General features: G+C 65.1%; 18 protein-coding genes and 1 tRNA gene. 15 read left to right on the top strand and 4 right to left on the bottom strand.

Going from position 1 to position 23,024, the window contains the following annotated elements; translation table 11 throughout:
• Positions 1-62 precede the first annotated feature (62 nt).
• Entirely contained in the window at positions 63-1,733 is a 1,671-nt protein-coding gene (gene galD, locus AC06DU_RS09195) for a GH35 family beta-galactosidase GalD (protein ID WP_478204396.1), read from the top strand.
• Here galD and AC06DU_RS09200 read toward each other — a convergent pair.
• Positions 1,724-1,858 (bottom strand): hypothetical protein, encoded by a 135-nt coding sequence (locus tag AC06DU_RS09200; protein ID WP_255618376.1) that lies wholly within the window; start codon positions 1,856-1,858, stop codon positions 1,724-1,726. The two genes, galD and AC06DU_RS09200, sit on opposite strands and share 10 nt — an antisense overlap.
• Between AC06DU_RS09200 and AC06DU_RS09205 the strand changes: the two genes are divergently transcribed.
• The 6 genes from AC06DU_RS09205 (at position 1,857) to AC06DU_RS09230 (ending at position 13,538) form a co-directional block, all read left to right on the top strand.
• Positions 1,857-4,760, top strand: coding sequence for a TIM-barrel domain-containing protein (locus AC06DU_RS09205; protein WP_478204186.1), 2,904 nt, complete (start codon positions 1,857-1,859; stop codon positions 4,758-4,760). The genes AC06DU_RS09200 and AC06DU_RS09205 overlap by 2 nt on opposite strands.
• 91 nt (positions 4,761-4,851) lie before the next feature.
• Positions 4,852-7,233: a glycoside hydrolase family 95 protein gene (locus AC06DU_RS09210; protein ID WP_184434438.1), complete on the top strand. Its 2,382-nt coding sequence runs from the start codon at positions 4,852-4,854 to the stop codon at positions 7,231-7,233.
• Positions 7,230-8,723, top strand: coding sequence for a xylulokinase (xylB, locus tag AC06DU_RS09215; protein ID WP_016903224.1), 1,494 nt, complete (start codon positions 7,230-7,232; stop codon positions 8,721-8,723). Before AC06DU_RS09210 ends, xylB begins: the two co-directional genes overlap by 4 nt.
• 47 nt (positions 8,724-8,770) lie before the next feature.
• Complete coding sequence (xylA, locus tag AC06DU_RS09220) at positions 8,771-10,108, top strand: xylose isomerase (protein ID WP_046342382.1); 1,338 nt, start codon at positions 8,771-8,773, stop codon at positions 10,106-10,108.
• An 87-nt stretch (positions 10,109-10,195) separates the two neighbouring features.
• Positions 10,196-11,623 (top strand): sugar porter family MFS transporter, encoded by a 1,428-nt coding sequence (locus tag AC06DU_RS09225; protein ID WP_016904374.1) that lies wholly within the window; start codon positions 10,196-10,198, stop codon positions 11,621-11,623.
• Positions 11,624-11,999: 376 nt separating this feature from the next.
• Positions 12,000-13,538, top strand: coding sequence for an MASE1 domain-containing protein (locus tag AC06DU_RS09230; RefSeq protein ID WP_478204188.1), 1,539 nt, complete (start codon positions 12,000-12,002; stop codon positions 13,536-13,538).
• On the opposite strand, the gene AC06DU_RS09235 is transcribed toward AC06DU_RS09230, so the two are convergent.
• Together AC06DU_RS09235 and AC06DU_RS09240 are read right to left on the bottom strand one after the other, a co-directional pair.
• Positions 13,492-13,980, bottom strand: coding sequence for a hypothetical protein (locus AC06DU_RS09235; RefSeq protein ID WP_052767842.1), 489 nt, complete (start codon positions 13,978-13,980; stop codon positions 13,492-13,494). The genes AC06DU_RS09230 and AC06DU_RS09235 overlap by 47 nt on opposite strands.
• A gap of 189 nt (positions 13,981-14,169) precedes the next feature.
• Positions 14,170-14,394, bottom strand: coding sequence for a hypothetical protein (locus AC06DU_RS09240; protein ID WP_478204190.1), 225 nt, complete (start codon positions 14,392-14,394; stop codon positions 14,170-14,172).
• A gap of 220 nt (positions 14,395-14,614) precedes the next feature.
• Between AC06DU_RS09240 and AC06DU_RS09245 the strand changes: the two genes are divergently transcribed.
• Together AC06DU_RS09245 and folE2 are read left to right on the top strand one after the other, a co-directional pair.
• Positions 14,615-15,775 carry an N-acetylmuramoyl-L-alanine amidase gene (locus AC06DU_RS09245; protein ID WP_478204191.1) on the top strand — a complete coding sequence of 387 codons (1,161 nt, stop codon included), beginning with the start codon at positions 14,615-14,617 and terminating at the stop codon, positions 15,773-15,775.
• 36 nt (positions 15,776-15,811) lie between these two features.
• Positions 15,812-16,741 carry a GTP cyclohydrolase FolE2 gene (folE2, locus tag AC06DU_RS09250; RefSeq protein ID WP_478204193.1) on the top strand — a complete coding sequence of 310 codons (930 nt, stop codon included), beginning with the start codon at positions 15,812-15,814 and terminating at the stop codon, positions 16,739-16,741.
• A gap of 435 nt (positions 16,742-17,176) precedes the next feature.
• Here the strand turns inward: folE2 and AC06DU_RS09255 are convergent.
• A tRNA-Glu gene (locus tag AC06DU_RS09255) sits at positions 17,177-17,251 on the bottom strand.
• 47 nt (positions 17,252-17,298) lie between these two features.
• Here AC06DU_RS09255 and pcnB point away from each other — a divergent pair.
• From pcnB to pgi, 6 genes are all read left to right on the top strand, one after another.
• Positions 17,299-18,666 carry a polynucleotide adenylyltransferase PcnB gene (gene pcnB, locus AC06DU_RS09260; RefSeq protein ID WP_104552700.1) on the top strand — a complete coding sequence of 456 codons (1,368 nt, stop codon included), beginning with the start codon at positions 17,299-17,301 and terminating at the stop codon, positions 18,664-18,666.
• Between the two features lie 3 nt (positions 18,667-18,669).
• Positions 18,670-19,155 (top strand): 2-amino-4-hydroxy-6-hydroxymethyldihydropteridine diphosphokinase, encoded by a 486-nt coding sequence (folK, locus tag AC06DU_RS09265; protein ID WP_047125494.1) that lies wholly within the window; start codon positions 18,670-18,672, stop codon positions 19,153-19,155.
• A gap of 35 nt (positions 19,156-19,190) precedes the next feature.
• Positions 19,191-20,006 carry a 3-methyl-2-oxobutanoate hydroxymethyltransferase gene (gene panB / locus AC06DU_RS09270; RefSeq protein WP_039510407.1) on the top strand — a complete coding sequence of 272 codons (816 nt, stop codon included), beginning with the start codon at positions 19,191-19,193 and terminating at the stop codon, positions 20,004-20,006.
• The gene (gene panC, locus AC06DU_RS09275; protein ID WP_039510409.1) at positions 20,003-20,845 is read left to right on the top strand and encodes a pantoate--beta-alanine ligase; all 843 of its coding nucleotides are present in this window, start codon (positions 20,003-20,005) and stop codon (positions 20,843-20,845) included. Before panB ends, panC begins: the two co-directional genes overlap by 4 nt.
• Positions 20,846-21,021: 176 nt before the next feature.
• Entirely contained in the window at positions 21,022-21,402 is a 381-nt protein-coding gene (gene panD / locus AC06DU_RS09280) for an aspartate 1-decarboxylase (protein WP_024939767.1), read from the top strand.
• Positions 21,399-22,913 (top strand): glucose-6-phosphate isomerase, encoded by a 1,515-nt coding sequence (gene pgi, locus AC06DU_RS09285; protein WP_065048970.1) that lies wholly within the window; start codon positions 21,399-21,401, stop codon positions 22,911-22,913. Before panD ends, pgi begins: the two co-directional genes overlap by 4 nt.
• The last annotated feature ends 111 nt before the right edge of the window (positions 22,914-23,024 follow it).

Here is a 23,024-nt window from a genome sequence, read left to right on the forward strand (position 1 = left end):
ATTCCCCCGTTGCACGTGTGATCGCTCCTTCCCCTGCACGCCGTTACCTGCGTCCGCTGCTGCTGTCCGCGCTGACGCTGGCCCTGGCGGCGTGCCACTCCGGCGAGCAGGACGACCAAGCCAAACCGGCCGCAGTCGCACCGACTGCCGCTAGCGCAGCGACCGCGCCTGCCACGGCAGCGGCGCCGGCTGCGCAGACGCCGATGCCGCAGTTCGTCAACAAGGACGGCAAGCACGCGTTGATGGTCGATGGTGCGCCGTTCCTGATTCTGGGCGCGCAGGTCAACAACTCCAGCAACTATCCCGGCGTGCTGGACAAGGTGTGGCCGGCGATGCAGGTGCTGGGCCCCAATACCGTGCAGGTGCCGATCGCCTGGGAGCAGGTCGAGCCGGAAGAAGGCAAGTTCGATTTCTCCTTCGTCGATACGCTGCTCACGCAGGCACGCGAGCACAAGGTGCGGCTGGTGCTGCTGTGGTTTGCGACCTGGAAGAACAACGGCCCGGCGTATGCGCCGCATTGGGTCAAGACCGACAACCAGCGCTTTCCGCGCGTGGTGACGCGCGAGGGCAAGGCGATCGGGTCGCTGTCGCCGCATGCGCAGGCCACCCTGGATGCCGACCGCAAGGCCTTTGTCGCCTTCATGCAGCACCTCAAGCAGGTCGATCCGCAGCACACCGTGATCATGATCCAGCCCGAGAACGAGCCGGGCACCTACGGCAGCGTGCGCGACTTCTCGCCGATGGCGCAGAAGCTGTTCGACGGCCCGGTGCCGGAAGAGCTGCTCAAGCGCTTGAACAAGCAGCCGGGCAGCTGGGCACAGGTGTTCGGTGCCGATGCAGACGAGATCTTCCATGCCTGGTCGATCGGTCGCTACATCGACCAGGTGGCCGAAGCCGGCAAGGCCGAATACCCGCTGCCGATGTACGTCAACGCCGCACTGCGTGGCCCGTTCAATCCCGGCCAGCCCGGCCAGTACGCCAGCGGCGGCCCCACCGACAACGTGCTGGATGTGTGGAAGGCCGCCGGCCCGCATATCGACCTGCTGGCGCCGGACATCTACATGCCCGAGTACCGTACCTACACCACGGTACTGGAGCGCTACGCCCGCCCGGACAATGCGCTGTTCGTCGCCGAAACCGGCAACCGCCCGGAATACGCGCGCTATCTGTTCCCCGCGCTGGGCCACGACGGCATCGGCTGGTCGGCGTTCGGCATGGACTACACGCGTTATTCCAACTATCCGCTGGGCGCCAAGCACGTCAACGAGGAAACCCTGGCCCCGTTCGCGCTGGGGTTCGAGCTGGTCAAGCGCGGCATGCGCCCGTTCGCCAAGGCCGCGTCCGAAGGCAAGCTGCACGGCACTGCCGAAGAACCCGGCCAGGCGGTGCAGGAGCTGCAGCTCAACGAGCGTTGGGGCGCCACCATCACCTACGGCGTGCCGCAGTTCTGGTTCAAGGGCGAGCCGCCGGGCAACCCCGAGCCGATCGGTGCGGCCTTGATCGCCGAGCTCGGCCCTGACGAGTTCCTGGTCACCGGCTACCACGTGCGCGTGACCCTGCATCCGGCCAGCGAGGCGACCGCCAACATGCTCTACGACCGCGTCGAGGAAGGCGTGTACGACGGCAGCGACTGGAAGTTCGAGCGCAACTGGAACGGCGACCAGACCGATTACGGCGTCAATTTTTCCAGCGCGCCGCAGCTGCTGAAGATCAAGCTGGCCACCTACAAGTAAACCTGCACGGCCACTTGCTGCGCAGCCAGATCGCTGCGCAGCACGCCGGCTTCCAGGTCGAACGCAATGAACCCATGCGTTGCCGCCCCCGCGGCAGCGTTTCGTAATTCCAAGGGAGTGAACATGCAAACCATCAACCGTTCCGCCGGCCATGCGCCTGCTACCCGACGTACCCCGCTTGCGCAGTGCCTGGCGTTGTCGCTGGCCTTGCTGGCCAATGCCGCGCACGCGCAGGAAGTGCGCAAGGCCGCCGATGGCGTCACCGTGGTGCCGAGCGCCAAGGGCGCCGTACCGGTGCGTCTGCAGGTGGTCGATGCCGGCATCATCCGCGTCAGTGCCGACCCGGACGGCGACTTCGCGCGCAGCCCCAGCCTGATGCGCGTCCCGGTGCAGGGCGATGGCAACTTCCAGCTGGCCGAGCAGGGCGACAGCGTGCAGCTGAAGACCGGCAAGGTCACCGCCACCGTGTCCACCGTCGATGGCCATGTCAGCTTCGCCGATGCCAATGGCAAGCCGGTGTTGTCGGAGGTTGCCGGCGGGCGCAGTTTTGCGCCGCTGAAAGTGGAGGGCAAGCAGTACCTGAGCGTACGTCAGCGCTTCCAGTCGCCCGACGACGAAGCCCTGTACGGCTTCGGCCAGCACCAGCAGGGCTGGATGAACCAGAAGGGCCGCAACATCGAGTTGCAGCAGAACAATATCGACATGGCGGTGCCGTACCTGGTGTCCAGCCGCAACTACGGCCTGCTGTGGGACAACAACTCGATCAGCCGCCTGGGCGACCCGCGCGGCCTGCAGCCGCTGCCCAAGACGCTGAAGTTGTATGACGCCAAGGGCAAGGCCGGTGCGCTGACCGCGCGTTATGCGATCAACGGCAAGCAGATCGTCGAACGCCGCGAGAGCGAGGTGAACTACCAGTACCTCAGCGACCTGACCAAGTATCCGAAGAAGGCGATCACCAAGGACAAGGACAGCCGCATGCAGGTCACCTGGGAGGGCGAGATCGAAGCGCTCACCGGTGGCGAGCACACCTTCTCGCTGTATTCGAGCGAGTACGCCAAGCTGTACGTGGACGGCAAGCTGGTCGTCGATCGCTGGCGCCAGAACTGGAATCCGTGGAATCACGAGTTCAAGCTGGATCTGGAGCCGGGCACGCGCCACACCGTCAAGGTCGAGTGGGACCTGATCGACCCCAGCTACATCGCGCTGCTGCACCGCGACCCGCTGCCGGCCGCCGAAGCGAAGGACCTGTCGCTGTGGTCCGAAGCCGGCCAGATGATCGACTACTACTTCGTCTCGGCCGATTCCTACGAGCAGGCCGTGGCCGGCTACCGCGAGCTGACCGGCAAGTCGGTGATGCTGCCCAAGTGGGCCTACGGCTTCTGGCAGAGCCGCGAGCGCTACAAGAGCCAGGACGAGTTGGTCGGCGCGGTGGCCGAATACCGCAAGCGCAAGTTGTCGCTGGACAACATCGTGCTCGACTGGTCGTACTGGCCCGAGAATGCCTGGGGCTCGCACGATTTCGACCCGCAGCATTTCCCCGATCCGGACGGCATGGTCAAGGCCGTGCACGACATGCATGCGCAGATCATGATTTCGATCTGGCCCAAGTTCTATCCCACCACCGCCAACTACAAGGAACTGGACGCGGCCGGTTTCATGTTCAAGCGCAACGTGGAAGTGGGTGAGCTGGACTGGATCGGCAAGGGCTACAAGAACTCGTTCTACGATCCGTATTCGGAAAAGGCGCAGGCGATCTACTGGCGCCAGGTCAACGAGAAGCTCAACAGCAAGGGCTTCGATGCGTGGTGGATGGACGCCGACGAACCTGATGTGCATTCCAACCTGGACATCGGCGAGCGCAAGGCGCGCACCACGCCCAACGCGCTGGGCTCGTCCACCGAATACTTCAACTCCTACCCGTTGCCGCACACCCATGGCGTGTACGTGGGCGACCGTGCGGCCGACGACAAGCGCGTGTTCATCCTCTCGCGCAAGGGCTACGCCGGCACCCAGCGCAATGCGGTGGCAGTGTGGAGCGGCGACATCGTCTCGCGCTGGGACGACATGCGCGACCAGATCTCCGGTGGCGTCAACATGGCGCTGTCGGGCCTGCCCAACTGGACCTTCGACATCGGCGGCTTTGCGGTGGAGAAGCGCTACGAGAACCAGGACCCGGCACACCTGCCGGAATGGCGCGAACTCAACACGCGCTGGTTCCAGTTCGGCGCATTCGTGCCGATCTTCCGCTCGCACGGCCAGTTCCCGTACCGCGAGATCTGGAACATCGCCCCGGAAGGCACGCCGTTCTACGACAGCATGGCGTACTACAACCGCCTGCGTTACGCGCTGCTGCCGTACATCTACAGCCTGGCCGGCGACACCTATCAGCGCGATGGCGTGATCATGCGCGGCATGATGATGGACTTCCCGAACGACCCCAAGGTCCGCGACATCAACGACCAGTACCTGTTCGGCCCGGCCTTCCTGGTCGCACCGGTGACCCGCTTCGGCGCCACCTCGCGTCAGGTCTATCTGCCGGCCGGCAGCAGCTGGCTGGATTTCGCCACCGGCAAGCGCTACGAAGGCGGCCAGAGCATCGAAGCGGCCGCGCCGATCGAGCGCATGCCGTTGTTCGTGCGCGCCGGTTCCATCGTGCCGACCGGCCCGGTGCAGGAATACGTGGATCAGAAGCCGGATGCGCCGCTCACCGTGGTGGTCTACACCGGTGCCGACGGCCAGTTCTCGCTGTATGAGGACGACGGCAAGGGCTACGGCTACGAGAAGGGCGAGTTCAGCCGCATTCCGCTGAGCTGGAACCAGGCCAAGGGCGAGCTGAGCATCGGCAAGCGCGAAGGCAGCTGGACCGGCATGCAGGCCAAGCGCACCGTCAACGTGCGCTTCGTCGACGGCCCGCGCGAGGACGCCGGTGCGCTGGAGCCCAGGACCGATGCCAGCATCCAGTACGACGGCAATCCGGTCAGCGTGTTGCAGCGCAAGATTGCGTCCGGCAAAGCGCGTCGTCGATGATCGCAACTCGTTGTCAGCCAGTGAGTGCGCAGATGCCGGATCGCCGCAAGGCTCGGGCGTGCAGGTCCGGTCATGCAGCACGGTGGTGCACGTGCTGACCCGCAGGGAAGTCTGCAAGGCAACCGGTGCCGCACTCGCGGCGCTGGGCGCTGCGCCGGCTGCGTCCGCCATTGCTGCGCCGGCCAAGGCTGCCGGCGAGCAATCGCTGCCTGCCGTTGCTGCGGGCGATGCCTTGCAGCTGTGGTACCGCGAACCAGCCAACGAGTGGGTGCAGGCGCTGCCGGTCGGCAACGGCCGGCTGGGCGCGATGGTGTGGGGCGGCATTGCCCACGAGCGCCTGCAACTCAACGAGGACACGCTGTACGCAGGTGGCCCGTACGATGCCACCAGCCCCGACGCGCTGGCGGCCTTGCCACAGGTGCGCGCGCTCGTGTTTGCCGGGCGCTATGCCGAAGCCGAAACCCTGGCCGACGCCAAGATGCTCTCGCGTCCGCTCAAGCAGATGCCGTATCAACCGCTGGGCGATCTGTTGCTGGATTTCGATCGTGCCGACGGCATCAGCGAGTATCGCCGCCAGCTCGATCTGGATACCGGCGTGGCCACCACCACGTTCCGCTCCGGCGGTGCTGTGCACAAGCGCGAAGTGTTCGTGTCGGCACAGTCGCAATGCATCGTGGTGCGCCTGTCCTGCGATCGGCCACGCGCGATTTCCCTGCGCGTGGGCATCGACAGCCCGCAGACCGGCGCGGTCACGGTGGAGCAGGGCGGGCTGCTGTTCAGCGGCCGCAACGGCAGCTTTGCCGGCATCGACGGCAAGCTGCGTTTTGCCTTGCGCGTGCTGCCGCAGGTCAAGGGCGGCACGCTCAGCGGGCTGCGTGACCGCCTGCGCATCGACGCCGCCGATGAAGTGGTGCTGCTGCTCACCGCCGCCACCAGCTACCAACGCTTTGATGCAGTCGATGGCGATCCGTTGGCATTGACCGCAGCAAGCATGCAGAAGGCCGGCAAGCTGGACTATGCCGCATTGCTGCGTGCGCATCTGGCCGATCACCAGCGGCTGTTCCGGCGCGTGGCGATCGATCTGGGGACCAGCGAGGCGGCGGCACTGCCCACCGACGAGCGCGTGCAGCGTTTTGCGCAGGGCAACGACCCGGCGCTGGCCGCGTTGTATCACCAGTTCGGCCGTTACCTGCTGATCTGCAGCTCGCGGCCCGGCACCCAGCCGGCCAATCTGCAGGGCATCTGGAACGACCTGATGCAGCCGCCGTGGGAAAGCAAGTACACCATCAACATCAACACCGAGATGAACTACTGGCCCAGCGAGGCCAACGCGCTGCACGAGTGCGTCGAACCGTTGGAATCCATGTTGTTCGATCTGGCCAAGACCGGCGCGCACACCGCACGTGCGATGTACGACGCACCGGGTTGGGTGGTGCACAACAACACCGATCTGTGGCGCCAGGCCGGGCCGATCGATGGCGCCAAGTGGAGCCTGTGGCCGATGGGTGGCGTCTGGCTGTTGCAACAGCTATGGGACCGCTGGGATTACGGCCGCGACCGTGCCTATCTGGGCAGGATCTACCCCTTGTTCAAGGGCGCGGCGGAGTTCTTCGTCGCCACGCTGGTGCGCGATCCGCAGACTGGCGCGATGGTGACCAACCCGTCGATGTCGCCGGAAAACCAGCATCCGTTCAACGCCGCGCTGTGTGCCGGCCCCACCATGGATGCGCAGCTGCTGCGCGATCTGTTCGCGCAATGCATCGCGATGAGCAAGCTGCTCAGGGTCGACGACGCCTTCGCGCAACAACTGAGCACGCTGCGCGAGCAATTGCCGCCCAACCGCATCGGCAAGGCGGGGCAATTGCAGGAGTGGCAACAGGACTGGGACATGCAGGCGCCGGAGATCCATCACCGTCACGTCTCGCATCTGTACGCCTTGCATCCTTCGAGCCAGATCAATCTGCGCGATACGCCCGAGCTTGCCGCCGCAGCCAAGCGCACGCTGGAAACGCGCGGCGACAACGCCACCGGCTGGGGCATCGGCTGGCGGCTGAATCTGTGGGCACGGCTGGCCGATGGCGAGCATGCCTACCGCATCCTGCAACTGCTGATCTCGCCCGAGCGCACCTACCCGAATCTGTTCGACGCGCATCCGCCGTTCCAGATCGACGGCAACTTCGGCGGCACCGCCGGCATCACCGAAATGCTGCTGCAAAGCTGGGGCGGCAGCGTGTTCCTGCTGCCTGCCTTGCCCAAGGCATGGCCGCGCGGCAGTGTGCGTGGCTTGCGCGTGCGCGGCGGTGCCAGCGTGGACCTGCACTGGGAGGGCGGCCGCCTGCAGCAGGCACGCGTGCACAGCGAGCGGGGCGGGCGCTATCAACTGTCTTACGCAGGGCAGACCCTGGACCTGGAACTGGGTGCTGGCCGCACCCAGCAGGTGGGCCTCAACAACAACCGATTGGTGACGCAATGAGCTTGTACGTAGGACTGGATGTGGGCACGCAGAGCGTCAAGCTGGTGGCCTACGATCCGCAGGAGCGCGCCGTGGTCGCCACGATCGCCGCGCCGATGGAACTGATCAGCCGCGACGACGGCACCCGCGAGCAACAGGCGCAGTGGTGGATCGACGGCATCGTGCATTGCTTCGCGCAGCTCGATGGCGAGCAGCGTGCGCAGGTGCGTGGCATCTCGGTCTCCGGCCAGCAGCACGGTTTCGTGCCGGTGGCCGCCGATGGCAGCGTCACCGCACCGGTGAAGCTGTGGTGCGATACCAGCACCGCACTGGAATGCGAGGAAATCATGGATGCGGTGGGCGGCGCCGCAGGCAGTGTGGCCACCGCCGGCAACCCGATCATGGCCGGCTACACCGCCTCCAAGCTGCCGTGGACGCGCAAGCATCGCCCCGAGGCGTATGCGGCGATGACCACGGTGATGCTGCCGCACGACTACGTGAACTTCTGGCTCACCGGCGAGCGCTTTGCCGAAGTCGGCGATGCCTCCGGCACCGGCTGGCTGGACGTGCGCACGCGGCAGTGGTCCGAGCGCATGCTCGGCGCGGTGGACGCGCAGCGCGACCTGCGCGAGGCACTGCCGCCGCTGGTGGAGACCGGCGCGGTCTATGCCTTGTCCGACGCAGCCGCCGATGCCTTGAATCTGCCGGCCGGCGTGCGTGTCACCACCGGCGGCGGCGACAACATGATGGCCGCCATCGGCACCGGCAACGTGGTGCCGGGGCGCCTGACCATGAGCCTGGGTACCTCGGGCACCTTGTTCGCCTACGCCGATCACCCGGTAGTGGACGACGAGGCACGCTGGGCCGCGTTCTGCTCGTCCAGCGGCGGCTGGCTGCCGCTGATCTGCACCATGAACTGCACCGTCGCCACCGAGGCGGTGATGCGCATGTTCTCGATCACCCGCGAGCAGACCGACGCCTTGATCGCGAGTACCACGCCGGGCGCCGATGGGCTGGTGCTGCTGCCGTTCTTCAACGGCGAGCGCACCCCGGACTTGCCGGCCGCCCGCGGCTGCCTGTTCGGCATGGACCTGCACAACACCACCCCGGCGCACTTCTACCGCGCCGCGATGGAAGGGGCGACCTATAGCCTGCGCAACGGCTTCGATGCGTTCGTTGCGGCGGGTCTGCAGTTCGACACCATCCTGCTCACCGGCGGCGGCAGCAAGAGCGCGCAATGGCGGCAGATGGTGGCCGATATCTTCAACCTGCAGGTCGTGGTGCCGACCCAGCCCGAAGGCGCTGCCTTCGGTGCCGCGTTGCAGGCCTTGTGGGCCTGCGATCGCGATGACGGCGGTACGCACGCGTTGTCGGATGTGGTGCTGGAGCATCTGCAGGTCGACGACAGCCTGTCGGCGCGCCCGGATCCGCAGCGCGTGGCCCAGTATCAGCAGCACTACCAGCACTTCCTCAAGCACCTGCATGTGGTCAGCCCGCTCTACGCCGGCTGATCGACACGCTTTCTACAACTCCCCCAGCAGCAAGGACATTCCACCCCATGAGCAACACCGTCTACATCGGCGCCAAGGAATATTTCCCCGGTATCGGCAAGATCGGCTTCGAAGGCCGCGACTCGGACAACCCGCTGGCGTTCAAGGTCTACGACGCCAACAAGCAGGTCGGCGACAAGACCATGGCCGAGCATCTGCGCTTTGCCGTGGCCTACTGGCACAGCTTCTGCGGCAACGGCGCCGATCCGTTCGGCCCGGGCACGCGCGCGTACCCGTGGGATATCGGCAACACCGCGTTGAATCGCGCCGAAGCCAAGGCCGATGCCGCGTTCGAATTCTTCACCAAGCTCGGCGTGCCGTACTACTGCTTCCACGACATCGACCTGTCGCCCGATGCCGACGACATCGGCGAGTACCAGAGCAACCTCAAGCACATGGTCGGCATCGCCAAGCAGCGCCAGGCCGATACCGGCATCAAGCTGTTGTGGGGCACCGCCAACCTGTTCTCGCACCCGCGTTACATGAATGGTGCGTCGACCAACCCGGACTTCAACGTGGTGGCGCGTGCGGCGGTGCAGGTCAAGGCCGCCATCGATGCCACCGTCGAGCTGGGCGGCGAGAACTACGTGTTCTGGGGCGGCCGCGAAGGCTATGCCTGCCTGCACAACACCCAGATGAAGCGCGAGCAGGACAACATGGCGCGCTTCTTGACCCTGGCACGCGACTACGGCCGCGCGATCGGCTTCACTGGCAACTTCCTGATCGAGCCCAAGCCGATGGAGCCGATGAAGCACCAGTACGACTTCGACAGCGCCACGGTGATCGGCTTCCTGCGTCAGCACGGCCTGGACCAGGACTTCAAGCTCAATATCGAAGCCAACCACGCCACCTTGTCGGGCCACAGCTTCGAGCATGACCTGCAGGTGGCATCCGACGCCGGCCTGCTCGGCAGCATCGATGCCAACCGCGGCAACCCGCAGAACGGCTGGGATACCGACCAGTTTCCGACCGACCTGTACGACACCGTCGGCGCGATGCTGGTGGTGCTGCGTCAGGGCGGGCTGGCACCGGGCGGGCTGAACTTCGATGCCAAGGTGCGCCGCGAGTCGTCCGACCCGCAGGATCTGTTCCTGGCGCATATCGGCGGCATGGACGCGTTCGCACGCGGGCTGGAAGTGGCCAATGCGCTGCTGACCTCCTCGCCGCTGGAGCAGTGGCGCGCCGAGCGCTACGCCAGCTTCGACAGCGGTGCAGGCGCGGATTTCGCCAACGGCAGCAGCACGCTGGTGGATCTGGCCAAGTACGCCGCCGGCAACGAACCCAAGCAGCTCAGTGGCCGTCAGGAAGCCTACGAGAACCTGATCAACCAGTATCTGACGCGTTGATGTCCCGTGGCCGGCGGCGCACTGCGCGTCGCCGGCCGATGTCGGCCGCCCCCGTGGCCGCTCCCTTGCATGCTTCCAGGTGAATCCATGTCCAGTGTCTCCGTAAACGGCGCCCCCGATGCCGGTGAGAACACCCGTTTTATCGTCCTGATCAGTTGCGTAGCCACGATCGGCGGTTTTTTGTTCGGTTTCGATAGCGGTGTGATCAACGGCACTGTCGACGGCCTGAAGCAGACCTTCAATTCCAGTGCCGCCGAGACCGGGTTCGAAGTCGCCTCGATGCTGCTGGGCTGCGCCATCGGCGCCTTCTTTGCCGGCCGTCTGGCCGACCGCTGGGGCCGCCGCGCGGTCCTGATCATTTCGGCGGCACTGTTCCTGCTCTCGGCCATTGGCGCCGGTGCCTCGCACAGTTCCGGCTTCTTCATCTTCGCTCGCGTGATGGGCGGCTTTGCGGTGGGCGCCGCCAGCGTCATCTCGCCGGCCTACATCGCCGAGGTCGCCTCCGCGCGCTATCGCGGCCGGCTCGCCACGATGCAGCAGATCGCCATCATCAGCGGGCTGTTTTGCGCATTCCTGAGCAACTACCTGCTGGCCAACGCCGCCGGTGCCTCCACCGAGCCGCTATGGGCCGGGCAGGCCGCCTGGCGCTGGATGTTCTGGATGCAGGCGGTTCCCTCGCTGCTGTTCCTGTTGCTGTTGCTGGTCATCCCGGAAAGCCCGCGCTACCTGGTGGTCAAGGGCCGCCGCGAGCAGGCGCTGGTGGTGCTGAAGCGGCTGTACGGCAACGCCGCCGCGCAGACCAAGCTGGCCGAGATCTCGGCCTCGATGTCGGCCGACCAGCACAAGCCCAAGTTCTCCGACCTCATCAACAAGGCCACCGGCAAGATCCGCCCGATCGTCTGGATCGGCGTGGGCCTGGCGGTGTTCCAGCAACTGGTCGGCATCAACGTGGTGTTCTATTACGGCGCCGTGCTGTGGCAGGCGGTGGGCTTCTCCGAGCAGGACGCGCTGCTGATCAATGTGCTCTCCGGCGGCCTGAGCATCGGCGCCTGCCTGGTCACGGTGATGCTGGTGGACAAGATCGGCCGCAAACCGTTGCTGTGGATCGGCTCGGCCGGCATGGCGGTCTCGCTGGCCCTGGTGACCTATGCCTTTGCCACCGCCTCGCTGGACCCCAACGGCAAGCTCGCCATGTCCGATGCCATGGGCATGCTCGCGCTGGTGGCCGCCAACGTCTACGTGGTGTTCTTCAATGCCTCGTGGGGCCCGGTGATGTGGGTGATGCTGGGCGAGATGTTCCCGAACCAGATCCGCGGCTCGGGCCTGGCCATTGCCGGCGCCGCGCAGTGGACCTCCAACTTCGCCATCACCGTCAGCTTCCCGATCCTGCTCGGCAGCATCGGCCTGGCCGGCGCATACGGCATCTACACCGTCGCCGCCTTCATCTCGGTGTTCTTCGTGCTCAAGTACGTCTACGAGACCAAGGGCAAGGAGCTGGAGCAGATGGAGGGCTGATCTCCCCCGTTATGCTGATAGCGGCATGGAAGACGAACAAGGCCGCGCACTGCGCGGCCTTGTTCGTTGACGGTCTCGCCGGGATCTTGCCGATGTCTCGCATACCTGCGGGCGCCTCAATCGCGCTGGCTGTCATCGTCGGGCTGGATTGGGTGCGTGCGTCGTCTCGTGACTGCCGGCAGCTCTGACCTGTGCTGTGTCAGGCGGCCTGATTCCCGCGTGGCCCAATGCACCAGCAAAGTGCAATGCGCGTCTTCAACGGCGATAACCGACTGAAAGGGCACCGGCTCTTTTTGCAAATTGTGCGCCACCGCTATACTCCACCAGGCAGTTTCCCTCCAGACTAGGGCGAATCGTGGAACCAAGGAGTGGTGGTATGGCAGTAGCTAAAGAGCTTGTCAGGGGCATGCTGATCAGCGTGTGCTACTGCCTGGTGTTTCTGATGCTTTGGCGTTTTTCCCTTGATCAGTGGTACCTGCCAGTTGGCTTGCGGGTTGTTACCTTGCTCTATCGACCTTATCGGGAGTGGCCGTTTCTGTTGGCGGGGGACGCCGCAGCGATGTTGTTCCTGCGGATTCCTTTGGGCGAGCTTCAGGGGTTCAGCCCGCTCTGGTCGTATTTGAGCCCCCTGTTGCACGCGCCCTTGATTGCCTGTGCGATTGGACTACTGCGTTACCGCGCTCCTTACATCGTCAAGCGGGAGCAGTGGCTTGTCCCCGCGGCTCTCGCGCTAGCGCTTTGGAATGCGTTATGCAGCCTGTTATTGAATGGGCTGCTCGGTGGGCCGCCGATCTACCCTGTAATCGACCTGCTGTTGCGATATGGGGCGGGCAGCTATCTCGGCGTGCTCACCCTGTTGTTGCCGGTAATGTTGTGGGCCAATTGGAATGAGAGCCCTGTGCGTTCCAGTTTTCCGCGGGATGTTGGCGTCGCTGTGGTTGTTGTCCTCAGCTTCTTCTTCACCCTTAGTGTCCTGAATGATCCATCGATTCGAAACGTTTTGATGGTCGCGATGCTCGTACCGATGGTGGTACTGACTTTCAGGCATGGGTGGAGAGGGAATGCCTTAGGGGCGCTGTTGGCAAGCTTTGCGCTTGAGTTCTCGATGCCTAAGGTGTATCAGCTCGGGTTCTTTGATCAGGCTGTTTTCCATATCCAACTGCTTTATGCGTTTGTGACGACGATTCTGTTTGTCTTCAACGCCCGTCTGCGTGAGCCTGTCCGCGGCGGTATATCGAATCAGTCGAAGGATGATATTTATACCTTTGGTCGCGCAAGTTACGCCAGCGCCGAGCGCCTGTTACGCAATCGCGTGCTTGAATACTCCGACATCAATGTGCAGATCAATCGGATGCGCAAAGATGTGGTGGCCGATTTGAGAGCAAAAGGGCAGCATTCGGTTGCGATGGAGATGACACGAGTGGGTGTTATCGAATCGCAGCTGTTGCAGCAATATGTGGCTGCATTGTATCCGTTGGAAATAGAGACGCATGGGTTGTATCAAGCGCTATGTTCGCCGGCGCTTGAGCGCTTCTGCGCTTCCAAGTTCCAGTGTGTGTTTCGTGGCGACTGTAGGAGTCTGTCTTTGGAGCTACAGTTGAGCGCCTATCGCAGTGTGCTCAATTGCGTCGAGATTCTGCCTCCGGCTGGTAGGCATTTCATCCAGGTGCGTGCATGGATAGCGAGGGAGACCCGTGGTGTTGCAGTACGTGTTATTGCTGATTCCTCATCGGTTGACACAGTACGGCGCGACTCGAATGACGTAGAGGCAGAACTGAAAGCAAGATTGAAAGCGCATGGCGGCATGTTTCATCGCCGCCATGCATTGGTTCTGACATTCCTGGTCGCTGAAGCCAATCCCGTGCTGGTCAGGGGGACACGATCCACTGATCGCCAGTTGCTCCGCGCCGTGTGAGCACTGTGAAGTTTCTTGTCTTATAGACAAGCTGGGCTTGACTGCGCTGGGCTATATCGTTTGCAGTCAGCTCGCTCACGCTCGGAGCTGAGGAGATTTTATTTTTCTTGGGCAATACAACGCGATCTACATCCTTGCCCATTGGTAGTGTCCATAGAGCGTCATCCACCCGGGCGACGACAGCGTGGACCACGCCAGTGACATCGTTGATTTGCAAATATGTCACGCCATCACGATGGAACTCGTAGATGGCAAGCGAGGAGTCCATAGCGAGGTTGGCTGCCTTGGGATTGCTATCGCCAAGCCCGACGGCGGGCGCGCCGATGCCGCCACTGGGGCAGCAGTCAGCCATCGCTGCGCTGGACGCGAAGAGTCCGACGATTAAACAAAAAGCCATAGGCCAGGTTTTTGCGTTCTTCATGATTTTGCCTTCCCCCTGCATGGGGCAACTCCGCCTGCGATTCAGGCGCTTATACGTTACGTGTTGAATGGCAGATTTTGTTGATTGTTTGTCGCAGAAAATCGCTGCGGCATACCGTTCGCCGATCAGCGAGGAACAGTCAACCGCATCCGCTGTTACCTGGACCTATCCGGTCAGGCGTGATGTGCAGGGCTGGAGCGCGCGCGCTATTTAGCGGCTCGGCTCGAGTTCGCCACCGGCACGTTCAAACCATCCAATCACTCGCCGGTGATGAGATTCGCCCCAACGACGCGAGAACTGCTGGGTGTGGTGGTCGCCGAGGTCGCGCAGGCTGGCGAGTCGTTGGGTGATGAAGGGGGCTGTCAGCGGCTGGGCGCAGTCGACTTCGATGCAGTGGCGCCAGGCGGTATAGCTGTCTGGGATGACGGGCGACATCGTGGTGCTCTTCGGCAAGAGTGAACGTGAGGGCGTTGGCGAGCCGCGGCGGGCTTGCTTTTGCGTGATTAGTGTTACTTTATAACACTTAATTCCATCGTTCGTCTGGTCACGCCGTGTCGCGTCCCTTACCGCAGAGTGCTGTTTGCCTGGTCACCATGCCGAACCCCCCGTGCTCGAAGCGGCGCGGTGGCCGCGTCGATCCAGCGGGGTTGGCCCGATGAGGCGGCGGCAGGTGTTGCACGCCGTCGGTGCCGCCTTGGTGCTGTCGCCGCACCTGGTCCACGCGCAGCCGCAGCCGCTGCTGCGCAGTTGCAATCTGCAGCGTCAGGGCGCGGGACTGCGACTTCGGCTCGCATTGAGTACGCAGGTCGCCTACCGCAGCTTCAGCCTGTCCAATCCAGCGCGCTTGGTCATCGACCTGCCGGGCGTTTCGACGCAACCACCGCAGATCGATCCTTTGCCTGACGATCTCGCGGTCGTCGCCATCCGTAGCGGCCCGCACGGCGATGGGCTGCGCGTGGTGCTCGATCTGGCGCAGCCGCTGACAGCCACGGCGCGCTGGGAGGATGGTGCACTGGTGGTCGATCTTGCTGCTGTGTCCGGCACTGCGTCGTTGTCCGCGGCCGATCCGACCGAGCCGGCCGTTGCGGCGGCTGCGCCCACGCGCTCCCGCCTGCATCCCTACGTGGTCGCCATCGACGCCGGTCACGGCGGCAAGGATCCCGGCGCGGTCAGTGCCGATGCGCGCTACGAGAAGCATGTGGCCATGGCGGTCGCGGGGCGGCTGCACCAGCGCCTGGCGGCCGATCCGCGTTACCGGCCGACCATGATCCGCAGCGACGATCGTTTCGTGGCGTTGCACGAGCGGGTGTTGATCGCCCATCGCCGCAATGCCGATCTGTTCGTATCCATCCATGCCGATGCTGCGCCCAGCAGCCAGGCGCGCGGCGCATCGGTGTTTGCCTTGTCGCAGAACGGCGCCAGCTCTGCATTGGCGCGCTGGATCGCCGACAGCGAAAACGCCGCCGACGACATGGGCGACAGTGCGCGCCGTCTGCGGGTGCCCAGCAATCCGGTGTTGTCGCAGGTGCTGGCCGACCTGTCGCTGAGCGGCACCATCGCCAGCAGCGTGGCGTTCGGCAAGTTGATGCTCGGGCGGCTGCAGCAGGTGACGCAGCTGCATCAGGAGCAGGTCGGGCAGGCCGGCTTTGCCGTGTTGAAGTCGCCGGACATTCCGTCGCTGCTGGTGGAAACCGGCTTCATGAGCAATCGCGACGACTGCCGGCGGCTGTGCGGCGATACGCATCAGGACGAACTGGCGCAAACGCTGCATGCCGGTATCGACGATTACTTCCAGATGTTTCCCGGTCGCGCCTGAGGCGCGATTGCCCTCATCTCCTTCTACGAGCTTTCGATGTCCACCACGCTTCCCGATGTTGCCGTTACCGAACCTTCCCCGCTGAGCGCGCCGCTGCGCTGGGTCGGCATGCAGGACATCGCCGTGCCGCTGCGCCTGGCCGATGCCGGGCCCGGCGGCAGCGTGGCCGCGCGTGCCAGTGTGCAGGTGGATCTGCCGCGCCCGGAACTCAAGGGCATCCACATGTCGCGCTTGTACCGCCTGCTGGATCGGCATCTGGAGCAGCCGGTGTCGCCGGCGATGGTGTCGCAGTTGCTGCAGGCGCTGATCGACAGTCATGCCGATTGCGGCAGCCGTGCGGGGCGGCTGGCGCTGAACTTCGAGTTGATGCTGCGGATGCCGGCGCTGCGCAGCGAAGGGCTGAGCGGTTGGCGCGCCTATCCGATGCGCATCGATGCGCAATCCAGGGCAGGCCACACCGAGATCCAGTTGCAGGTCGATGTGCTGTATGCCTCCACCTGTCCCTGTTCGGCGGCCTTGTCGCGCCAGTTGCTGAGCGATGCGTTTTTGCAGCAGCACCAAGGGCGCGATGCGTTACCGCTCGCAGAGGTTGCGCAATGGCTGCAACACAACGGTTCGTACGCCACGCCGCATAGCCAGCGCAGCGTGGCGCAGGTGCGCGTGGAGCTGAGCGCATGCGCGCAGCGCTTGGACATCCGCGAGCTGGTCGGCCTGTGCGAACAGGCACTGGCGACGCCGGTGCAGGCGGCGGTACGGCGCATCGACGAGCAGGCGTTTGCCCGCTTGAATGGCGCCAACCTGATGTATGTCGAAGATGCCGCGCGGCGGTTGCGCAAGGTTCTGGCCGAGCGCCATGCCGTCTTCCATGTGGCGGTGCGCCACCTGGAAAGTCTGCATGCCCATGACGCCACCGCCGAAACCGACAGTGGTGCCGATGCCGATGCGTTTCCTTCCTTCGCCGAGTGAGGAGTTGCCATGCAGTGCAAACATCCACGTCGATCTGCCGTTGCTGCGTGCAAGTGCGAGGTCGATCGCACGCTGCGGCGATGCGGACGCGCCGTCGCGCAGGCCTATGTGTTGATCGGGCCGTACATGATTTTTGTAGTGGGGTGATCGGCAAGAGCCACGCCCATGCGCCGCCGCCAGGGTGCACGACGTGCAGCCGCAGACTGAAGTGCGCGATCGACGGCAAGGCGCAACCCGCTGCGCCCGGCGCCGTAACCGGCCTCAGCCAGTCGGCGCATCTCAGCGCATTGGCTCGATGGCATTGCCATGGGAGCTGCGCTTGTCTGACCGATGCGAGATCGAGGCGCGTCCATCCGACCAGCGGCAACCACCCATGCCAATAACGCAAAAACCCCGCAATGCGGGGTCTTGGCGTGTTCTGCAGTCAGACGACGGTGGTGCTCCCTAGGGGACTCGAACCCCTGTTTTAGCCTTGAGAGGGCCACGTCCTAACCATTAGACGAAGGGAGCGTTTGGTGCGTCTTGTGCAGCGCGCTAGTATAGTGCGCTAAAACCCGTTGGGCAATCCTGCAACACAAGACGGAAGCGCCATCATCGAACCCTCAGTTACATCTCCGTTCACGCTGCGCGTCATCCCACGCGATCAGCACACCATCTCGCGCAAGGACATCAGCCCCAACGCGCTGCGCGTGCTGTACCGCCTGCGCGAGTCGGGCTTTGGTGCCTACCTGGTCGGCGGCGCCGTCCGCGACCTGCTGGTCGGCGGCCATCCCAAGGATTTCGACGTGGCCACCAGCGCCACGCCGGAAGAAGTCAAGGCGCTGTTCCGCAACTGTCGCCTGATCGGCCGCCGCTTTCGCCTGGCGCACGTGGTGTTCGGCCGCGAGATCATCGAAGTGGCCACGTTCCGCGCCAACATCGACGATGGCAGCGGCGACCGCGAACTGGATAACGGCCGGCTGGTGCGCGACAACGTCTATGGCACCATCGAAGACGATGCGATCCGTCGCGACTTCACCTGCAACGCGCTGTACTACGCGATCGAGGATTTCTCGGTACGCGACTACTGCGGCGGCTTCGAGGACGTGCAGGCACGCCTGATGAAGCTGATCGGCGCCCCTGAGCTGCGCTACCAGGAAGATCCGGTGCGCATGCTGCGCGCGGTGCGTCTGGCGGCCAAGCTGAACTTCGATATCGAAGCCGGCACCGCAGAACCCATCCCGCGCCTGGCCGGTCTGTTGTCCGAGGCCGCGCCGGCGCGCTTGTTCGAAGAAATTCTCAAGCTGTTCCTGTCCGGACACGGTGTGGCCAGTTTCGAGGGGCTGGAGCGTTACGGCCTGCTCGGTGCGCTGTTCCCGGAGAGTGCGGCCGCATTGCGCTCCAACCGCAGTGGCGCATTGCGCGCCATGGTGCTGGAAGGCCTGCGCAATACCGATGCGCGCGTGGCCAACGACGAGCCGGTGTCGCCGGCGTTCCTGTTCGCCCTGCTGCTCTGGCCGGCGTTCTGCCGCACCTTGATGGGTCTGCAGGCGCAGGGCGTGCAGCCGGAAGACGCGCAGCGTCGCGCCGCCGACCGGGTCACCCTGCATCAGCTCGAGCGCGTGGCGCTGCCGCGCCGTTTCTCGCTGCCGATGCAGGAAATCTGGCTGCTGCAGACGCGCTTCTCCTCGCGTCAGCGCAAGCGCGTGTTCCGCACCTTGTCGCACCCGCGTTTCCGCGCCGCGTTCGATTTCCTGGTGTTGCGCCAGTTCGCCTCGGCCGATCACGCCGCCGATGTGGAGTTCTGGCGTGAGGCGCAGAAGTCCTCCGGCCAGGAACTGGTCGATGCGATCGAAACTGCGCAGGCCGATCACGAAGGCGAGGAAGGTGCACCGCGCAAGCGCCGCCGCCGCCGCCGTCGCACCGGCGCGCCTGCAGGCGAGTAGGGCGTGCACACCGCCTTCGTCGGCCTGGGCGCCAACCTGGGCCCGGCCGAGGCCAGCGTGCGCGCGGCCATCGCCGCACTGGGTGAGCTGCCGCAATCCACCCTGATTGCCGCCTCGCGCCTGTATCGCACGCCGGCCTGGGGCCGCGAAGACCAGCCCGATTTCATCAATGCGGTGGCGCAGCTGCGTACTGCGCTGGCGCCATTGCAACTGCTGGAGGCCTTGCTCGGCATCGAGCAGGCCTTCGGTCGGCAGCGTATCGACGGCGAGCGCTGGGGCCCGCGCACGCTGGACCTGGATCTGCTGTTGTACGCCGATCAGGTGATCGACCTGCCACGCCTGCAGGTCCCGCACCCGCATCTGCAGGCGCGCGCCTTTGCGCTGCTGCCGCTGTCCGAGCTCGCTCCGGAGGCGATCATTCCGGGCCATGGAACAGTGCGACACGCACTGCAGGCCATCGATGTCTGCGGGCTGGAGCCGATTGGGTAGATAATGAGCGGCTTATCACCCCACGTAATGACTTCATGAGCAGCCATACCGACAGCAAGCCCTGGACCGTGCCCGCCTTGGCGCAGGCCAAGCGCGAGGGTCGAAAACTGGTCATGTTGACCGCCTACGACGCCGGCTTTGCGCGGACCTTCGATGCCAACGGCGTGGACCTGATCCTGGTTGGCGATTCGCTGGGCATGGTGGTGCAGGGGCACGATTCCACCTTGCCGGTGACCACCGCCGACATGGTCTACCACACCGCCGCAGTGGCCAGGGTGCTGGAGCGGGCGTTGCTGGTGGCCGATCTGTCGTTCCAGGCCGATGCCACGCCCGAGCGCGCACTGGACGCTGCCACCCAACTGCTGCAGGCTGGCGCGGAGATGGTCAAGATCGAGGGCGCCGGGCACAAGCTCGAGGTGATCCGCTATCTGGTCGAGCGCGAGATCCCGGTCTGCTCGCATCTGGGGCTGACCCCGCAATCGGTGCTGCGTTTCGGCGGTTACACGGTGCAGGGGCGCGGCGAAGCCGGCGAACAGTTGCGCCGCGACGCGCAGGCCGTGGTCGATGCCGGTGCCAGCCTGGTCGTGCTGGAATGCGTGCCGACGCCGATCGCCACCCAGATCAGCGCCGCGCTCGGCGTGCCCACCATCGGCATCGGCGCCGGCCCCGGCTGCGATGGCCAGGTGCTGGTGATGCACGACATGCTGGGCCTGGACAGCGGCCACCGCCGGCCCAAGTTCGTCAAGGATTTCCTCGCCGAAGGCGGCTCGGTGGCGGGCGCGGTGCGCGCTTACGCGCAGGCCGTGCGCGACGGCAGCTTCCCCGACGCAGCGCACGCGTACGCCGCATGATCCAGACCCTGACCGATCTTTCCACCCTGCGCGCACTGGTCACCGGCTGGAAGCGCGAGGGCCTGCGCGTGGCGCTGGTGCCGACCATGGGCAACCTGCATGCCGGCCACTATTCGCTGGTGATGCTGGCGCGCCAGTACGCCGACCGCGTGGTGTCGAGCGTGTTCGTCAACCCGACCCAGTTCGGCCCCAACGAAGACTTCGCACGTTACCCGCGCACGCCCGAGGCCGACCTGCGCGGCCTGGAAGACGCCGGTTGCGATGCGCTGTGGCTGCCCGACGTGGACACTATGTATCCACTCGGCACCGCACTGGCCACGCCGATCCACGCGCCGGGCGTCAGCGACGTGCTGGAAGGGGTGTGCCGGCCGGGGCATTTCGACGGCGTGTGCACGGTGGTGGCGCGGCTGTTCAACCAGGTGCAGCCGGACGTTGCCGCTTTCGGCAAGAAGGACTATCAGCAGCTGGCGGTGATCCGCCAGATGGTGGCCGACCTGGCGTTTCCGATCGAGATCCTGGGCGGCAGCATCGTGCGCGAGGCCGACGGCCTGGCGATGAGCTCGCGCAACCAGTATCTGACCGCCGACGAGCGCCCGCGCTCGACCCAGATCCGCAAGGTGCTGCTGCAGATGCGCGACAGCTACGCCGCCGGTACGCCGCGTGCGCAGGTCGAGGACGCCGCCACCCAGGCGCTGGAGCAGGCCGGTTTCCGCGTCGATTACGCGGTGGTGCGGCTGCCCGACCTGAGCGAACCGGGCGACAGCCATGCCGGCGCGCGCGTGGCCCTGATCGCCGCCCGTCTGGGCAGCACGCGGCTGATCGACAACCTGGAATTCTGAGCGGTCTGATGCCGCTGCAGGCGCTGCGTCAGGCCGCGACCGGCGACGCCTGCGATCCTGCGCACAGGCGCGTTTGTCCGGTGCCGGCCTGAAGCCCTCACCACCGGTTGCGCGGCAGGCCGGTGGACATCGGCGCTTTCCGCTAAAATGCCGGCTTTCCTTTGCCGTTGCCCGTCATGCACCTGTCCCTGCTGAAAGCCAAGATTCACCGCGCCACCGTCACCCACTCCGAGCTCAATTACGAAGGCTCGATCGCCATCGACGGCCTGCTGCTGGAAGCCACCGGCATCCGTGAGTTCGAACAGGTGCATATCTGGGACGTCACCAACGGTGCGCGCTTCAGCACCTATGCCATCCGTGCCGACGAAGGCAGCGGCATCATTTCGCTCAACGGCGGCGCCGCGCGTCACGTGCAGGTCGGCGACCTGATCATCGTGGCCGCCTTCGCCAGCATGAGCGAAGCCGAAGCCGAGACCTTCAAGCCCAATCTGGTATACGTGGACGGCAGCAACACGATCACCCACACCAACCACAGCATCCCCACGCAGGCCGCATGACACATACCAACGGATTCGACGCGCTTCACGCCCACGCCCAGCGCCTGCGCGGCGCTGCCATCCCCGCATTGCTTGCCGCCGAGCCGCAACGGCCGACGCAATACGCCAGGCAGGTCGGTCCGTTGTATTTCAATTTCGCGCGGCAGAAGTACGACCGCGCCGCGCTGGATGCCTTGTTCGCCATCGCGCGCGAGCGTGACCTGGCCGGCGCGTTCCAGCGCCTGTTCCGCGGCGAGCAGGTCAATGTCACCGAACAGCGCGCTGCGTTGCACACCGCATTGCGCGGCGACCTGACCGATGCGCCGGTGGCCTCCGAAGCGTATGCCACCGCCGCGGAAGTCCGCCAACGCATGGGCGCGCTGATCCAGCAGCTGGAAGCCACCGACGTCACCGATATCGTCAGCGTCGGCATCGGCGGTTCGGACCTGGGGCCGCGGCTGGTGGCCGATGCCTTGCGGGCGCCGTCGGGTGCGCGTTTCCGCGTGCATTTCGTCTCCAACGTCGATGGCGCGGCGATGCAGCGCACGCTGGCCACGCTGGACCCGGCCCACACCGCCGGCATCCTGATTTCCAAGACCTTCGGCACCCAGGAAACGCTGCTCAACGGCAGCATCCTGCACGCCTGGCTGGGCGGCAGCGAGCGCCTGTATGCGGTGAGTGCCAATCCCGAGCGCGCTGCCAAGGCCTTCGACATCGCACCGAGCCGCGTGCTGCCGATGTGGGACTGGGTCGGTGGGCGTTATTCGTTGTGGTCGGCGGTGGGTTTCCCGATCGCGCTGGCGATTGGCTTCGAACGTTTCGAACAATTGCTGGAAGGTGCTGCGCAGTTCGACGCGCATGTGCTCGACACGCCATTGGAAGAAAACGTCGCCGTGCTGCACGGCCTGACCGCGGTGTGGAACCGCAACCTGCTCGGCAGCGCCACGCATGCGGTGATGACCTATGACCAGCGCCTGGCCCTGCTGCCGGCCTACCTGCAGCAACTGGTGATGGAAAGCCTGGGCAAGCGGGTCAAGCTCGACGGTTCTGCAGTGGACAGCGACACCGTGTCGGTGTGGTGGGGCGGTGCGGGCACCGATGTACAGCACAGCTTCTTCCAGGCGCTGCACCAGGGCACCAGCGTGGTGCCGGCCGATTTTATCGGCACCGTGCACAACGACGATCCGTATGCGGAGAACCACGTCGCGCTGATGGCCAACGTGCTGGCGCAGACCGAAGCGCTGGCCAACGGCCAGGACAGCAGCGATCCGCACCGCAGCTATCCGGGCGGCCGCCCGAGCACGGTGATCCTGCTCGATGCGCTGACCCCGCAGGCGCTGGGTGCGCTGATCTCGATGTACGAGCACAGCGTCTACGTGCAGTCGGTGATGTGGGGCATCAATGCGTTTGACCAGTTCGGCGTGGAGCTGGGCAAGCAGCTGGCCAGCCAGTTGCTGCCGGCGCTGAAGGGCGAGTCGGCCGACGTGGCCGACCCGGTGACACGCGAGCTGCTGGCCAAGTTGCGCGGCTGAGCCTGTCGCGCATCGATGGTGTCAGACGACGGGGCCTGCGGGCCCCGTTTCGTTTTGCTGGAGATCCCGCCTGGCAGGAGGTTGGGCCAAAGTAGCCAAATTTCCCAAAAC

Source organism: Xanthomonas sp. NCPPB 3200, assembly GCF_056393585.1.

Coding starts and splice junctions, on each gene's coding strand:
- folE2 (WP_478204193.1), top strand. CDS start 15,812: ATGTCCACCACGCTTCCCGATGTTGCCGTTACCGAACCTTCCCCGCTG.
- panB (WP_039510407.1), top strand. CDS start 19,191: ATGAGCAGCCATACCGACAGCAAGCCCTGGACCGTGCCCGCCTTGGCG.
- AC06DU_RS09230 (WP_478204188.1), top strand. CDS start 12,000: ATGGCAGTAGCTAAAGAGCTTGTCAGGGGCATGCTGATCAGCGTGTGC.
- pgi (WP_065048970.1), top strand. CDS start 21,399: ATGACACATACCAACGGATTCGACGCGCTTCACGCCCACGCCCAGCGC.
- AC06DU_RS09245 (WP_478204191.1), top strand. CDS start 14,615: ATGAGGCGGCGGCAGGTGTTGCACGCCGTCGGTGCCGCCTTGGTGCTG.
- AC06DU_RS09200 (WP_255618376.1), bottom strand. CDS start 1,858: ATGTTCACTCCCTTGGAATTACGAAACGCTGCCGCGGGGGCGGCAACG.
- AC06DU_RS09225 (WP_016904374.1), top strand. CDS start 10,196: ATGTCCAGTGTCTCCGTAAACGGCGCCCCCGATGCCGGTGAGAACACC.
- AC06DU_RS09205 (WP_478204186.1), top strand. CDS start 1,857: ATGCAAACCATCAACCGTTCCGCCGGCCATGCGCCTGCTACCCGACGT.
- xylA (WP_046342382.1), top strand. CDS start 8,771: ATGAGCAACACCGTCTACATCGGCGCCAAGGAATATTTCCCCGGTATC.
- panD (WP_024939767.1), top strand. CDS start 21,022: ATGCACCTGTCCCTGCTGAAAGCCAAGATTCACCGCGCCACCGTCACC.
- xylB (WP_016903224.1), top strand. CDS start 7,230: ATGAGCTTGTACGTAGGACTGGATGTGGGCACGCAGAGCGTCAAGCTG.
- AC06DU_RS09235 (WP_052767842.1), bottom strand. CDS start 13,980: ATGCAGGGGGAAGGCAAAATCATGAAGAACGCAAAAACCTGGCCTATG.
- AC06DU_RS09240 (WP_478204190.1), bottom strand. CDS start 14,394: ATGTCGCCCGTCATCCCAGACAGCTATACCGCCTGGCGCCACTGCATC.
- panC (WP_039510409.1), top strand. CDS start 20,003: ATGATCCAGACCCTGACCGATCTTTCCACCCTGCGCGCACTGGTCACC.